The sequence below is a fragment of the Noviherbaspirillum aerium genome, assembly GCF_008929045.1.
GTDB classification, from domain to species: Bacteria; Pseudomonadota; Gammaproteobacteria; order Burkholderiales; family Burkholderiaceae_D; genus Noviherbaspirillum; species Noviherbaspirillum aerium.
Genome location: NZ_VFAH01000027.1, coordinates 1 through 13530, shown reverse-complemented (window position 1 = coordinate 13530; position 13530 = coordinate 1). Strand labels below are relative to the sequence as shown.

General features: G+C 53.8%; 13 protein-coding genes. 6 read left to right on the top strand and 7 right to left on the bottom strand.

What is annotated here, in order from left to right; all coding sequences use genetic code 11:
• Window positions 1-550: 550 nt before the first annotated feature.
• Complete coding sequence (locus tag FH061_RS31535) at window positions 551-682, top strand: hypothetical protein (protein WP_264158755.1); 132 nt, start codon at window positions 551-553, stop codon at window positions 680-682.
• 501 nt (window positions 683-1183) lie between these two features.
• Here FH061_RS31535 and FH061_RS25195 read toward each other — a convergent pair.
• The 6 genes from FH061_RS25195 to FH061_RS25170 all read right to left on the bottom strand — a co-directional run bounded on the left by FH061_RS25195 (window position 1184) and on the right by FH061_RS25170 (window position 6794).
• Entirely contained in the window at window positions 1184-2038 is an 855-nt protein-coding gene (locus tag FH061_RS25195) for a sterol desaturase family protein (protein WP_151638591.1), read from the bottom strand.
• 69 nt (window positions 2039-2107) lie between these two features.
• The gene (locus FH061_RS25190; RefSeq protein WP_151638590.1) at window positions 2108-2779 is read right to left on the bottom strand and encodes an AraC family transcriptional regulator; all 672 of its coding nucleotides are present in this window, start codon (window positions 2777-2779) and stop codon (window positions 2108-2110) included.
• 291 nt (window positions 2780-3070) lie between these two features.
• A complete protein-coding gene (lnt, locus tag FH061_RS25185) occupies window positions 3071-4663 on the bottom strand; it encodes an apolipoprotein N-acyltransferase (protein WP_151638589.1) in 1593 nt (530 codons plus the stop codon).
• Between the two features lie 56 nt (window positions 4664-4719).
• Window positions 4720-5214, bottom strand: coding sequence for a protein-disulfide reductase DsbD N-terminal domain-containing protein (locus tag FH061_RS25180; protein WP_151638588.1), 495 nt, complete (start codon window positions 5212-5214; stop codon window positions 4720-4722).
• Window positions 5207-5716, bottom strand: a complete 510-nt coding sequence (lspA, locus tag FH061_RS25175) for a signal peptidase II (RefSeq protein WP_151638587.1) — start codon at window positions 5714-5716, stop codon at window positions 5207-5209. Before lspA ends, FH061_RS25180 begins: the two co-directional genes overlap by 8 nt.
• A 4-nt stretch (window positions 5717-5720) precedes the next feature.
• Window positions 5721-6794 (bottom strand): cation transporter, encoded by a 1074-nt coding sequence (locus FH061_RS25170; protein ID WP_404822511.1) that lies wholly within the window; start codon window positions 6792-6794, stop codon window positions 5721-5723.
• A gap of 303 nt (window positions 6795-7097) precedes the next feature.
• Here FH061_RS25170 and cadR point away from each other — a divergent pair, with 303 nt between their 5' ends.
• Window positions 7098-7538, top strand: a complete 441-nt coding sequence (gene cadR / locus FH061_RS25165) for a Cd(II)/Pb(II)-responsive transcriptional regulator (protein WP_225984878.1) — start codon at window positions 7098-7100, stop codon at window positions 7536-7538.
• Between the two features lie 410 nt (window positions 7539-7948).
• Here cadR and FH061_RS25160 read toward each other — a convergent pair whose 3' ends face one another.
• Entirely contained in the window at window positions 7949-8980 is a 1032-nt protein-coding gene (locus FH061_RS25160; protein ID WP_225984877.1) for a hypothetical protein, read from the bottom strand.
• 686 nt (window positions 8981-9666) lie between these two features.
• Between FH061_RS25160 and FH061_RS25155 the strand changes: the two genes are divergently transcribed.
• The 4 genes from FH061_RS25155 (at window position 9667) to FH061_RS25140 (ending at window position 12930) form a co-directional block, all read left to right on the top strand.
• Complete coding sequence (locus tag FH061_RS25155; RefSeq protein WP_151638585.1) at window positions 9667-10341, top strand: hypothetical protein; 675 nt, start codon at window positions 9667-9669, stop codon at window positions 10339-10341.
• Window positions 10342-10420: 79 nt separating this feature from the next.
• A complete protein-coding gene (locus FH061_RS25150) occupies window positions 10421-10825 on the top strand; it encodes a hypothetical protein (RefSeq protein ID WP_151638584.1) in 405 nt (134 codons plus the stop codon).
• A 625-nt stretch (window positions 10826-11450) separates the two neighbouring features.
• Complete coding sequence (locus FH061_RS25145) at window positions 11451-12143, top strand: hypothetical protein (RefSeq protein ID WP_151638583.1); 693 nt, start codon at window positions 11451-11453, stop codon at window positions 12141-12143.
• Window positions 12144-12279: 136 nt separating this feature from the next.
• Window positions 12280-12930 (top strand): hypothetical protein, encoded by a 651-nt coding sequence (locus FH061_RS25140; RefSeq protein WP_151638582.1) that lies wholly within the window; start codon window positions 12280-12282, stop codon window positions 12928-12930.
• Window positions 12931-13530: the final 600 nt, after the last annotated feature.

Sequence of the window (13530 nt, the reverse complement as noted above, 5' to 3'; positions counted from 1 at the left end):
GTCGTTAGCTCCCGCAATCTCCTCCACCTTCCTCCTGCACGGCCGTAGCACACTCGCTTCGCCGCCGCTGCTTTACTCCTCCCATATACCGGATGGTCCTGATAGACCTGACCGGCGGCTTACCGCATAAGCGACGAGCTTTTTGCTTTCTGTCCCTGTCGTTCGGGTGGGACTCTCGCTGAACTCCTTCGAATACACGCAGAGCCAAACAGGCTGACATTGTCTTGCACGGAAGGATTTCGTCCACCGTCTGCGACAGGTGTCTTGCCGTGACTGGCGGGGAATCCATACAAGGTTAATTTGTATGCCGACATGGCTACGAGTGTCACCTTGCGCATTCTGGGCGAGACAAATACCGCTGAACAAGCCGTATTGCGTCTCGAGAACGGCGTGTCGGAATGAGGCGCAGCAAATGAATCTTGGCGTCCAAGGCTACGTTGCGTGCATCCGGTAGCTACCGTTGCTCCGCCGTGGCCGCGTCATTGATGCTCGGTTGGTGTCGGTATCAGCCACCCAACCATATCTTTAAACTTGAAATAAAGGAAATTCCATGAAAAAGCTGTTCGCAGTTGTCGCAGTTGTTGTTCTCGCAGGTTGCTCAACTTTTGGTTCGAAGTCGATGAACACACCTGCTAAATCAACTTCCGGGTATGAAGACCTCTATCGAGGCGGTGCCCGGTAATAGCGAAAGCCCTGCATCTGAAACAATCTCTTATAAAGGAAAATACAGGATGAAGACTCTTTTCATCGCAGTTGCGGTTGTTGTCTTGGCGGGTTGCTCTACGTTCGGAACAGGCAATACTAGCCAAGCCGGCAAACATCCAACTGAACTCGGTAGCGTCTATCAAGGCGGGGGCTAGTCGGTAACGGCAAGGTTGTTTATCCACTTACCGTAATGTGAAGCGGGAGCCGTCATTGTTGGTAATCTGACGGCTCCCATATTCCGCGACATTCGGGTGGGCTACGCAATGCCTTACGGCAGCGTAGTACGGTTGCGAAGCCCTCAATATTCGTGCCGTAACCACCATATGCTCGGACAACGATCATGTGACTGACAAGGTTTATACTGGCCGATCCCAGCCTGTCCAGTGCAATTCTATTCAATGAAAAACTGAACCTTAGGCATCTGATCGTAGCATTGCCTGCAGCGCCCATCACAATGAGCGGAAAGAGCGACGATGACCTATCGCCGCCACGGCCAAGTGAGCTGTGCAAGATAAGTATCCGGCATACGTTCATTGCGCAGTCCTACGTCGCCTTCACCAACTCCGTTGCGATGGTAATGAAACGTTCCGAAAAGTTGATCCCAAATAAGCCAGAATTCGCCAAAGTTGACTTGGGCATCTTCGTACTCACGTTTATGATGCCAGCGATGAATTTCCGCCACACCCAGCAGTCGACGCAGAGGGCCGACGCTGTAATCTAGGTTGGCATGCTGGAAGGCGAGATGAACTGATACGATGGCCAGCCAGCATCCAATGGCTGCTGGCGGGGCGCCGGCCAGCGCAGCAAGTACCAGTCCGGGCGTACCGAGCACCATTGCACTCAGTGGATGGCGTCGTTCGCCATTAAGCCAGTAAAGGCGTTCTGCGCTGTGATGCAATGCGTGCAGCCGCCACAAGGAAGCATTCTTGTGACTGGCCCAGTGCATGAACCACAAGCCGAAATCAATGATGGCTCCGGCAAGCAGCACTTGGGCCCACATCGGCCATTGCGTTGGCCAGATTGCTGTGCTTGGCACGTGGAGATAGCGAAGTGCCAAGTCGATCGCTTTGACCGAGGTGAAGATCAGCGTCAGGCTGACGAAGGCATGCAGCATATCCTCACGGGTGTCGCCGTGATCCGCCAGCCAGGCAGGTTCATACGGCTGCAGGCGCTCCAGCAGGGCCACGCAGGCGATGCCAAACAACGAAACAAGCGGTGCCAATGGCCAATAAGGTAAATGACTCGATGTGATGCGGACGAGCGCGACGGCACAGCCGCCGAGTACGATGGGATAGGCACTCCAGCGCACGATGCGTCGAATAACTAAGTTCATGATAGGTGTCCAGACAACGATATGAGGCCATATTGTCCGAAGACCGCATGCAGCAATTGAACGAAACTGCTACTGATCGGGCGACTGGCTGGAAAGGCGAGCCAGGGCGAGTGACGGGTTGATGCCGAAGGTTGCGACGAAGGTCCGTGTAAAGTGGGCCTGATCGGAAAATCCGGCACCGTGCGCAGCGTCAGTCAGTCTATCGCCGGCAAGTACGTGCTCGATGCCGCGTACGAGACGAAGCCATTTTCGGTAGCTGCGTACCGGCATGCCGGTACGTTCACGAAACCAGTGGGAGAAGCGGCTTTCTGACAGGCCCGAGCTCGACGCAAGAGAGCGTCGGCTGAGGAATTCTTCCTGATCAAGTGACTGATTTAACAGGTGCAATACTGCATCCAGTCGGGCATCGCGTGGCGGCAAGGCGCCTAGCTGCAGATGCCTGCGGAAACGCTCAAAACTGTGCTGTGTCAATTTGTCCGCACTGAACGAGTCCAGCACGATGCAGAGCAATTGTCGGGACGGTTCGACGATATCTCTTGTCCTATCGAGCAATGGCAGTACCGCCCTTGCTTCATCGGTAGTCGGATCCAGATACAGGGACAGTACATTCCCCGGCGAAAGTCGATGTGCAATACCCGCGGGTATGAACAGGGCAGGGGCACAGCGCGTTTCAGAGCCCAATGTAATGCACACTGGCTGTGTGATCCCGACGGTGAGCTGATGCGCATAATGCGCATGCATGTGATTGTCGCCGGAGTGCCCCCGAAACACGCCGATCCCAGGGCGAAGGGCGGTATCACCGATCCATAACGCGTCCCTGACGGATGAAGGTGTCACCACTTTCGCGTTAGCTGCAATCTTGGAAGATCCTTCACTCTGAGTGATGTCATCACCGACTTGACTCTGAACTCGTTGTCGGTAAGCGAAGCGATGACCTGCCCGATATCGGGAGGCAGGGCATTAAATGCCCGTTGTGGTGTACGTTGATGCATGTCTTTTCAAATCACTGGCTATGTTTGCTTAAGTGGCGATTCATGGCAGAACGCAGGTGCGTAATTCAGTACGGCGGCGGATGGCGAACCATAGCGCCATGAACGTGCCGGCGCAGATAAAGACGATGGTTGGCGCATTGCCGAACCTGACGTAAGGAGTCGCGCCGCTAAACCCTTGCGCCATGCCCGTCAATACGAAGGTTTCGTGCGAAGGCGCCCGCCTCACTACCCGCCCGCGTTGATCAATGATGGCCGTGGCACCGGTATTTGTCGCCCGTAGCATATATCGTCCGGTCTCGAGCGCCCGTGTCTGCGAGATCTGCAAGTGTTGCGGTATTGCCAATGAGTCGCCGAACCAGGCGATATTGCTGAGATTGACGAGCAGCGTCGCGTTAGGCAGGGCTCGAATGATCTCCTCCCCGAACACATCCTCGAAACAAATGTTGGTTGCAACCTTCTCTCCGGCGACCTTAAGTGTCGCCCCGGCCGGTGCACCAGGTGTCATGTCCGTGAGTGGGATCTGCAACACGTTGAGAACCCATCCAAACAATGGCGGGATGTATTCGCCGAACGGCACAAGATGTTGCTTACGGTACGTCTGCGCCGGAGAGGTGCCCGTGCTGATTGCACTGTTGTAGTAGCGAATACTGCCGTTATGATGAACGCGCTCTACAATACCAATGATCATGTCGCCATTATTGTTTGCGGCATGCTGCGCAAGTGATGTCGCGTATGCAGCAGACATCTGATCGGCGAAAACTGGAATCGCGGTTTCGGGAAGCACGACCAGTTTCGCTTGGCTCTGTCGCGCCAGAGACAGGTACGACTGCAGCGTTGGGGCCAACGCATCTGCACGCCATTTCCGGTCCTGCGGAATATTACCCTGCAATACCGCCACGGGGATAGGCGTGGCCACCGGTGAGGTCCAGGCGACCTGCTGAAGAGCAGCACCGATGATCCAGAGACCAATTCCGATTGCAACGGGAATCGCTCTCCTTACAACCGCACTTGGGAACAAGGCCAGCAGCAGTATCGCAGCGGTGAGGGCGACGACCGCTGACAGGCCATAAACACCGAACACGGGCGCATACCCTGATAGTGGGCTGCCCGGAATTTGGGAATAGCCTACAGTCAACCAGGGGAATCCGGTGAACAGGGTCCCACGTAACCATTCTGAACCGACCCACAACGCCGGAACTGTCATGATACGGAATGACAAAGCCGGAGAATGCGCGTACCAGCACACCGTACCAAACAGCGTTGGGAACAGGGCAAGAAACGCGCAAAACAGGCCCGTTGCACCCACAGCGAGCATGGCAGGCATTCCGCCATAGGTATGCAGGCTGATGAACACCCAACTGACGCCTGTGCCAAACATGCCGAGTCCAAAGCAAAATGCTGCCAACGCGGCACGGGCGGCCGAAGCTTGCGCTGCTACCAACCGGAACAAGCCGGCAAGGGCTACCACTGGCACCAAGAACAGATGGAAGGGGGCGTACCCCAACACCATTGTCATGCCAAGAACAAGTGCGAGCACGTAGCTCACTACGGGCCTATCGAGCACGACATTATCCAGGCGATCCCGCCTGCGGGCGTAGCTCGGGAAGCTATTGATTCTGCTTAGGTGAGTCATGTGGCCTTCTTATGGTCCCACGGCCTGCCGCCATCTGTCCTGCAGCCAATGGCCGGCTAGCTATGGGGCGGAATCGTGATGGCCTTGGATTCGGGTGGATAGCACACGCCGAGAGCTTCGTAGCAGCCTTGATAGTTAGTCATCACCATTGCCGCAGCTTTTGTGTTGCCTTCAAGCTGGACGGTAACGATAAACGACGCTTTGAAGACTTCAGATCGACCGAAGGTTTTGTCCTCCTTGGTTACGGTCGGCGGAAAGTTGATTCGCGCGATGCGCACCCCCGGGGCGTCTTTGAGCGCGATCACCATGCGCTCGCGATACAGGTAATAGCCTGGCCGAACCGAATAGTCGAGCGCAATGCGCGTGGCGTCAACGCGCCTGGCCTTTACGGAAAAGGCTAGGTCAGGCGACACAGGTTCGGCTGTTTTTCCGATGAGTTTTTCAACCATGCCGCCTTGTGCGAATGCAGCAGGCGTCGGGATAACCGACAGTGCCATTACAAATGCAATCACGGCAGGGGTTGCATAAAAACGGAAGGCGAGATCAACCATGGGTTCCTCGTTGGACAGACGACTCAGTCGGTCGCATGCTGGTCACCACCATCAGGGCGGCACCGCACACAATCCCCATATCAGCGATATTGAACGCCGGCCAGTGCCAGCCGGCCCAATGTAAATCGATCCAGTCGATGACGGCACCTCGGACAATCCGATCGTAGAGATTGCCGGCAGCGCCCCCGGCAATGAGAGCAAACGCCATCCGTACGGTCCTTGTCAGCGAGCCATTGAAGAGGATTCCAGCACCCAGCCAAGTGATGACAGCAAAGGCGATCGTGGAAAAGAAATAGCGCTGCCAGCCACCTGCGTCGCTAAGAAAGCTAAAGGCGGCACCCGGATTGAGCCAGAAGCCAAGGTTGAAGAACGAAGTGATCGGAATCGATTCCTGTAGAGCAAAGGAACGGAAGATGGCTTCCTTGGTCGCAAGATCCGTCAAAAAGACCAGGATCGCGACAACGACTGCCAGTTTCCTGGCAGGTTTGTTTGATGGAATCATGGATCTACCTAAGCTGAAGAATCCGGCGCGCGCCGTTCAGCACGATGACGCCAATGATCGTTCCGATCACCAGGTCAGGGTATGAAGACTTCGTCCAAGCCACCAGAAGACCGGCAGTCATGACTCCCAGATTTGCGATGACATCGTTCGCCGAGAAGATATAGCTGGCCGTCATATGGGCGCCTCTGTCTCGCTTCTTCGATATCAAGACGAGACATGTCACATTGGCTACCAAAGCAATCAGGCCCACGCCCATCATCAGCGCTGATTCCGGTTCACTGCCAAAGATAAAGCGGCGAACGACTTCAGAAAGCGCTCCTACTGCCAGGAGAAGCTGAAGCCAGCCGGCAAGGTGGGCGGCTCTCGACTTCAAGCTGGCCGCCTTACCGACGGCATAAAGTGCAAGCCCGTAGACAGCCGCATCTGCAAACATGTCCAGAGAGTCAGCAATCAGGCCAGTCGACTCCGCTAATAAACCGAGAGCAAGCTCGAAGACGAACATCACGCCGTTGATTGCCAGAAGTGTACGCAGGGTACGTGCTTCGGCCGCATCTTCGGCAGCTTTTGTTTTCACAGTCGCCTGCCCAGCCGTAACGTGCACCGATTCACGAAGCACAGCGCCCAAATTCAGTCGCTCCAAGCGATTGAGGACAGCATCGGCGTCGCCACCGTGGATGGCCACAACCTCGCGCTTGGAGAGGTTAAAGGAAAGAGAACTGATGTTTGATAAGTCACTCAAGGCCATCCGAATCATGTTTTCCTCCGAAGGGCAGTCCATCTTCGGGACGGAGAAGGTGCTCTTCAGCAATTCTCCATCGGGTGCCGAAGAAGGCCGCACTTGGGAGTCTTTAAGGACTGCACCCAACTTCAAGGGTTGGAGTCGGGCAAGGATAGACTCTGGCTCGCCCTGATGCCTCACCTTCAACTCCTGCTGGCCGAGATTGAACGTCAATGACGTGACAGTTGACTCGTTGCCGAGCGCCATCCGAATAAGGTTTTCCTCAGACGGACAATCCATTTTCGGGATGGAGAAGGTACTTTCCCTATGTTCCGTCGTGTCCGTCAAGGGAAGGTCCATAGATTCGCGGAGTACCGCGCCCAGCTTCAAGGGTTCCAGGCGACTGAGAATGTCGTCGGGTTCGCCTCTATGGAGTGCTTCCAGCTCACGCTTTCTCAAGTCAAAGGACAATGACTCGACATCTTCTCTACTATTGAGCGCCATGCGGATGAGATTTTCTTCCGAAGGGCAATCCATTTTGGGTATGGAAAAGATACTTTTGCGACGACGGACATTCGATTCAGACACTATTTGGCTCCAGGCGATTCTACACACTGGTAGAGGATAGACCTTATACTAGGTATAAGGTCAATGGAGGAATGCATGAAAATTGGTGAATTAGCTAAAGCAACAGGTTGCCAAACAGTAACGATCCGGTTCTACGAGCGCAAAGGCTTACTAGGGAAGGCAGAGCGATCGGACTCGAACTACCGTATCTACGCGGCTAAGGATTTGGAACGGCTTTCTTTCATCAGAAACTGCCGTTCACTGGGATTGACGTTGCAAGAGGTCGAGCGGTTGGTTGAAATTCACGACAACCCAAGTGTTGATTGCAGTGATGTGAATGCATTCCTAGACAAGCACCTTGTAGAGGTCGAAAACCAGATGAAGGCTTTGCAGGCTCTTCGGGATCAACTGAAAGAACTTCGAAGCCAGTGCACGGTACCCGGAGCGTCTTCCGGATGCGGTGTACTTTCTGTGCTGGCAAACGAAACTGCCTCTCAAGCAAAATTAGAAGATGAACACTCAAGTGAATCGGCTTAAGTCATTTCACAAGAAGCAGCTTGATGATGCCATACACTAACAACCACGTAGCTAAAGCTTTTACTAAGCATCAGATGCCAATGGGGAAGTGCCATTATTTCTTCGTATATCACTATTTGGGACCTACACGCGAAAACGATAGAAGTTTCCTTATGTAAAGTCCTTCACTGTTTCTGGCGTAAGAAAGAAGTATCCACTAACCTTTGAAGGTTTTATGACGCCTGTTACGGGTTCTTATTAAAAACTGTTGAAAAGCATAAAAGGACTACGAATTGGAAAAAACGCACGAAAAACCGGCCGAAGTTGCTACCAATTCCCGCCAGGGCGGCTTTTGTAATAAGTGACTGTGGAACATCACTAGAGCTACGAGGCCTTTAAACCATTCGCCAATCTAAAGGCCTCGCAAATCCTTAGCTATGTACCGGTGTCCCGTTGAGGGCCGCGAGGAAACCCTCGAACAACGGAATCTCACGGTGGTCAGTCAACACATTGACAAGAGGCTTGAGATTTTTATAAGTCAGAAGTACGTGCCCTGTACTGACAATGGACGCTGCCGATTCAAGCGCATTCTCGACTGTTCCTGCCCATCGTTTCCAACGACTTAACTGCTCGAATGACAGTAGATCGATGTTCAGGTCGTTAAGAGCCTTGATGTTTTCTTCCAAGTCCAGCACCAGCAGCTTTTTGAGATTGTTCTCCGGGTATAGTGCTTCGAGGCCTGCTATTTGGGCAATCGTCTCATGAACATAGTGCGGTCTTGGTAAAGACTTCTTCTGATCGTTCTCCATTTTCTGGATCTCCTGTTCCGTAGCTTCCCGTGAAATGATGAGGGAATTAGACTTGGTCTTCACCATGTCAGCTACTTGTCTGGAAATCTCTTTCGGACAACGCGTGGAAGGAGTAATCAGTAGATCACTATATCTATGCACCCAATCTGCACCTTTGGCTCCTTTTCGCATCGCCTCAATACGAGCCCGCAACTCTGGCAACCGGAGCTTGAAATTCCAGAGAAATTCTCTGTTTTCTTGTTCAGTGAGGTCGCGGTCGAATTGATTAGCCAAAATCTCGAAATTCACTCCGAAGTATTTCCTGCCGCAGTCTTTGCCAATGTTCGTCTCGTGACCATCTTTGGTCGTTACGATGTACCCTCGTGAATGCAGAGTACGACAGTGCGACAGACCACAAGCAACCTTATCTTCAAACTTATAGCGCCCAATGATGGTGTCTAGTTTGTGCGCTGATGCGTCGAGATCCTTTACGAACCCGAAGCGGTTTTGAATCTCATCCCAATTTTCTACCTTTATAAGGCCTTTGGATGTGCTGATTGTGATCATTAGGCAGGCTGGCGAACGTGCGTCAGCAATAGTTGGAGGAATTCCTATTTTAAACGGTGATAATGATGGTTTAAACCCAATAGCTACCAGATTTATGGCTTTATCCATGAAATTTGCTGGTTTTTGGGGCTATCGTCGAACCGTTGGATGATTAAACTACCGTCGAAAGATTTGTGGCCGAAAACGGGCAAGAAAGTCTAAATTTTCTGTCCACTGAAATGAAGTGGGCAACAAAGTCCGAATGCCCCGAAAACTATGCCCTCAAGAATATATTCGGACTTTCTTGCCCATTCATGATGTACTTTCTTGTCCGCTGACTACGCGGCCTGCGATATTAAACTTAACATAAATAAAATTATTGCAAAATTTCCTGCGGTAGACTTTTCGTGCCCGCTTGATCGGAGCTAGCTCTGCCATTGGCGTGGCGTTTCATCACTGACCGCACAGGTATGGATCAAACTGATCTTCAACAACGTTCCGTGCATTGCACCGCTCTGCAAGCGGCTCTGCCGTACGGTTGATCGCTCAATCTTAGCGGCCTTCCGCCACCTCTCCAAAGCAAAAATAGTGGCATCAGTCATGCTTGGATCGTTACTACAATAATTATCATAATTTGTCAATACCTATTGCAGATTGGCGACATCCTGATTTTGCCTTAATAGGCACTGGTTCAGTACGGGCGTTTAATGCTGTATGCGTTTGGACTTCAGTAATAATAATGCTGTCAGACGCGTTGGCGAACGTAGAGGCCGACCAGCGCATCGTTAATAGTGGACAGAGAAACGGAGTGCACCATGACTGCCCAATCATCGCCGCTTGATTGTTTGGTCGACTTCGCTACGCAGACATGCGGACCGCATCTCATGGCGATCGTGTGGGCCTGCGCGGCGCATGGCAATGATAGCTGGCGCGTGTTCGCTCCCCGACTCTTCGAGCGGCTGGCCAGCGATCATGCGCTTACCGAACAGTTTATCGCTGGATTGTGCAAGTCCGCCGCCTTGCTTCAAGCCGGACCAATCCTAGAGGCGTTTCTGGCACAAATGGACGCCACGCAAAAAGAGGATCTGTTCAAGGCATCTTTACTGAAGAAGAACGGCTTTGTCCACTATTGCTTCGCCGGCTCCGCACGTACGCTTGATGATGGGCCCATGCTTCTCGACGTGCTGGAAGGGTTGGTCCGACACGGCCTTCGCTTGCAGCCGCTGGCGCAGCGTCACCACAACGACATGGAGCTCGCTGTTCGGGTGTGCAATGCCAAGTTTTTGCGTCTGGTTCTTCCTTGGTTACACCATCTGGACGAGCGAATCATTAAGTGTGCTGCACTCAAGAGCGATCGCCCACTTACCGTCATTGACATCTTCCTTGAAGCCGGGATTCCAGTTTCCCGGTTTAATCAAACACGCTTGCTCGAACAAGCAAAGGTCGAGGTCCAACACTACATTCGCGCACGCGTTGCACGCGTGCGGTAGCTAGTCGGCGTCACGGGCAATTTTTCCAGCAGTACTCTGCTCGCTATTCACGAAACTCTTCAAAGAGGAGAAAGATCTCATGAAAATCAAGATCGTGCCGGAAAACGTCGTCGCAATTGACGAAGCGATCGCGCCACAGCAGCAGCGGGCGCGAGTCAATCTGGTGGACGCCCAGGATGTATTGGCGGCCATGCGACGGGCCGAAGCGAAGCTGGACGCCCTCGGCATTCCCAAACGCGAGCGCAACGGCGCGTCGTTTTACCAGGTGCCGGCAGGCCCGTCGGCTAACAGCTACAGCTACGCCCAAGGCGCGACAGCGTTTCGCATCGCCCGTGCCGCAACCGACTGGTACCTGATCGACGTGCAGCGTATTGATGTCTATCCGAAGCAACGGGAAAGACAAGACCTGACTCTCACGCCAGAGCAGGACGATAAGGCAATCGACGTACTTCGAAGGAAGTATCTTGTCGCGAGAGCTGCTTAGCAGGCCGCAACTCTGTATGACCACCCGTCAGCTGTATTGATACAGCTGACGGGTTCTGCCGCTCGCAGCATGCACGGTGCGGCCCTGGAAGGGAGCGCCGTGTCGTTAATCTATTGCGAAGCGTCGCACATGACGAAGCCGTAGGAACGTGCGTCAAACTCCTGATTGGCGCCACGATCGCAGGCTCAATGGCGACCACATCAGATCGCCCCCGTACACAGCGGCTAGTGGCTGCCTGCCGGCGACCTGCCTTGACTGGTCAATATAGCCAAGGCGGCACGTCCTTTTATGACACTGACCACCCTCTTCCACTTCGCCCAGCTTTGGTCGGCATTCCATCGTATGTACCCGGACACCATGCCGGCTGCGGCTATGACAGCAGGCATCGTCACCGCTTGCATGCGCATGCCAAGCCGCAGGCTGCTGATGCGCCGTGCCTAACACAAATTTCCTTGCCTGCGGCTCGCGTGTCTTAAAAAACGACACATAAATAATGGCGCTTTTCATTCACTGTTTTCGGCTGTGTGCTCGCACTGCGAAAAGCGTGTCGGCCTTACGATGAAATGACTGTTGCGGCAAAGGGCTACGGCAGTTATCACCATCCTGCTTTGAGGAGAACAGATTGATGAACCGCGTCGTAAGTCAGGTCGTAATCGACCGTCTGGCTGACCTGCTGCAGCGACTGCAGTCCGGCTTTCTGGTGCCGGCAGATTTTGCACGTCCAGTTGTCTGGTCACCTGAACAAGCGTGCGAGCTGCTGCGCTCGATGTATCTCGGCTGTACGGTGGGCTACAAGATCGTCCAAACGATGACCCCTTGCAGCAGCGCCACTGTGTGCATCGACGCGCCCGAGACACTGATCGACGGCAATCAGCCGTTACTGTCCCTGCTGTCCGTGCTGTACAGGGCCCCGGTATTGACACATCGCTACGAGCAGGTGCGATTTCGCATCGCCCTCAACCCGCAGTTGAAGCCGTCGGAGGCTCTAGAGGTGGCAAGCTCGGCAACCGATGCGGACCCGGCCTGGGTGAGTGATGTCGCGAGTCTCTTTGAGTCGCAGGTCGATCTCGCCGCCGTAACCGCAGACTATTGCGCTCTGAATCCAGCCTGCTCGCGAGAAGCAATTATGAATACGCTTCACCGCTTGCGCAGCATGCTCAACAACACGATTGCCGTCTATCACTTACAGCCTGGACTGCCTCGGCGCGAGGTGCTGGACATCTTTTGCGTTGCAAACAGGACCTCACGCTCTGAGAATCAGGTCCGCAAGCAAGCGAAGGCCCTAAAAGGGGCTCTGGTGCAGCCGCTCAACCGCTGATTAACACGCGCTTGCCCTCGGTCGTACCGCCTGCTGAGGGGAGCCAGCGCTGTCGCAGACAAACGACAGGGCTGATCCCCTCACCTCTTCAGCGCGGCTGACCCATGTCAAATCCACTTCATTGAAAGAACCGCCCATGTCCCATGCAACTCATTCGTTCGAACGGCCAACGCATCTGCTCACGACCGCTCCACTTGCGTATCTGCTTGATAGCCTCCGCGCAGGCACGATGGTCCATGCATCCTTTGCCCGTCGATATTTCTTTTCTGCAAGCCATGTGTCCGCCCTGTTCGCGGGGCTTTATTTTGGCTTTGTGCCGTTCTGGATTACCATGCAGCGCACGCAAGGCAACAGCAATGCACATTCAGCCAGAGACGGCGAGCCGTTGTTGCTCATCGATGGCAAGCGGCGTCTTGCGGCACTACTGGCGGCTCTTTACCGCGTACCCTTGCCTGATGCAGACGGGAAGAAAGACGCTGTTCTGCAAATTGCATTTCATCCACAAACCGGGGTATTCAGACCGGTACGCGCTGGCGCGCGTCCGCCGAGGGGTTGGTTACCCGATATTTCGAGTGTGTTCGCACCCGACGCGAACCTAGCCGAGATCGTGCACGCATACTGCGTCACCAATCCAAAAGCAGATCCGGAGGATGTGCATCAAAAGTTAAGGCGACTGCAGAACATTCTGCATCTTGAGATACCGGTGGTGTACATGAGCATCGAGTTCACTGAGAGACAGGTGGCCACGATGTTTAAGCGCATGAACACCAGGTCATCGAAGCGTTAACAGCTGCGCGCTACACCGTACCGGCGTCAAGACCATTTATCCAGGCCGGCCGGCAGCAGCGCGGTGCGTCCTCAGAGGCCTGAGTTGGAATCTTCATGTGTCGTCCAACTTGCTTCCTGTTCGCCTGGATAACCTCGACGTCACGCAGATTGATCGTAACGCCTACTGCCGGCTGCCAAAACATGTTGTCTACAGGTGTTTTTGTAGCGGCAGTCCCTTTCACGTGGCTCCAAGTCAGCGGAAATTGTATGCGTGACAATCGCTTATACGAACAAGATCAGGGTGCCGAAGCCTCGCCGCGGCATCTGATCACTGCGACGTCAAAATGTGCCGACACCTGCATGAATTTGACAAGAGATATTTTCTTTCGACGTGATGGGTCGCGGTCTTCGGCTTCGAGCGCCATGATGCCAGCTCTCTGACATCCCCAAAATGTATCATCTAGGCAATAACCGTTACTCTAACGTACTTTTAGGGGTGCTTTCGTTTTTACTGCAGATTACGACGGTAGCGCGAGCAAGCATCCATGCGGCTTTGCGGCGAGCGTGTTTCAAATATTCTCATTAAATCAATAACTTGCTGTCTACCTCTGCCTAAGGC

Excerpts from the sequence above, each read along its gene's own strand:
- FH061_RS25150 (WP_151638584.1), top strand. The coding sequence starts at position 10,421 with ATGAAAATCAAGATCGTGCCGGAAAACGTCGTCGCAATTGACGAAGCG.
- FH061_RS25180 (WP_151638588.1), bottom strand. The coding sequence starts at position 5,214 with ATGGTTGATCTCGCCTTCCGTTTTTATGCAACCCCTGCCGTGATTGCA.
- FH061_RS25195 (WP_151638591.1), bottom strand. The coding sequence starts at position 2,038 with ATGAACTTAGTTATTCGACGCATCGTGCGCTGGAGTGCCTATCCCATC.
- FH061_RS31535 (WP_264158755.1), top strand. The coding sequence starts at position 551 with ATGAAAAAGCTGTTCGCAGTTGTCGCAGTTGTTGTTCTCGCAGGTTGC.
- lspA (WP_151638587.1), bottom strand. The coding sequence starts at position 5,716 with ATGATTCCATCAAACAAACCTGCCAGGAAACTGGCAGTCGTTGTCGCG.
- FH061_RS25145 (WP_151638583.1), top strand. The coding sequence starts at position 11,451 with ATGAACCGCGTCGTAAGTCAGGTCGTAATCGACCGTCTGGCTGACCTG.
- FH061_RS25170 (WP_404822511.1), bottom strand. The coding sequence starts at position 6,794 with ATGGACCTTCCCTTGACGGACACGACGGAACATAGGGAAAGTACCTTC.
- FH061_RS25190 (WP_151638590.1), bottom strand. The coding sequence starts at position 2,779 with ATGCATGCGCATTATGCGCATCAGCTCACCGTCGGGATCACACAGCCA.
- cadR (WP_225984878.1), top strand. The coding sequence starts at position 7,098 with ATGAAAATTGGTGAATTAGCTAAAGCAACAGGTTGCCAAACAGTAACG.
- lnt (WP_151638589.1), bottom strand. The coding sequence starts at position 4,663 with ATGACTCACCTAAGCAGAATCAATAGCTTCCCGAGCTACGCCCGCAGG.
- FH061_RS25140 (WP_151638582.1), top strand. The coding sequence starts at position 12,280 with ATGTCCCATGCAACTCATTCGTTCGAACGGCCAACGCATCTGCTCACG.
- FH061_RS25160 (WP_225984877.1), bottom strand. The coding sequence starts at position 8,980 with ATGGATAAAGCCATAAATCTGGTAGCTATTGGGTTTAAACCATCATTA.
- FH061_RS25155 (WP_151638585.1), top strand. The coding sequence starts at position 9,667 with ATGACTGCCCAATCATCGCCGCTTGATTGTTTGGTCGACTTCGCTACG.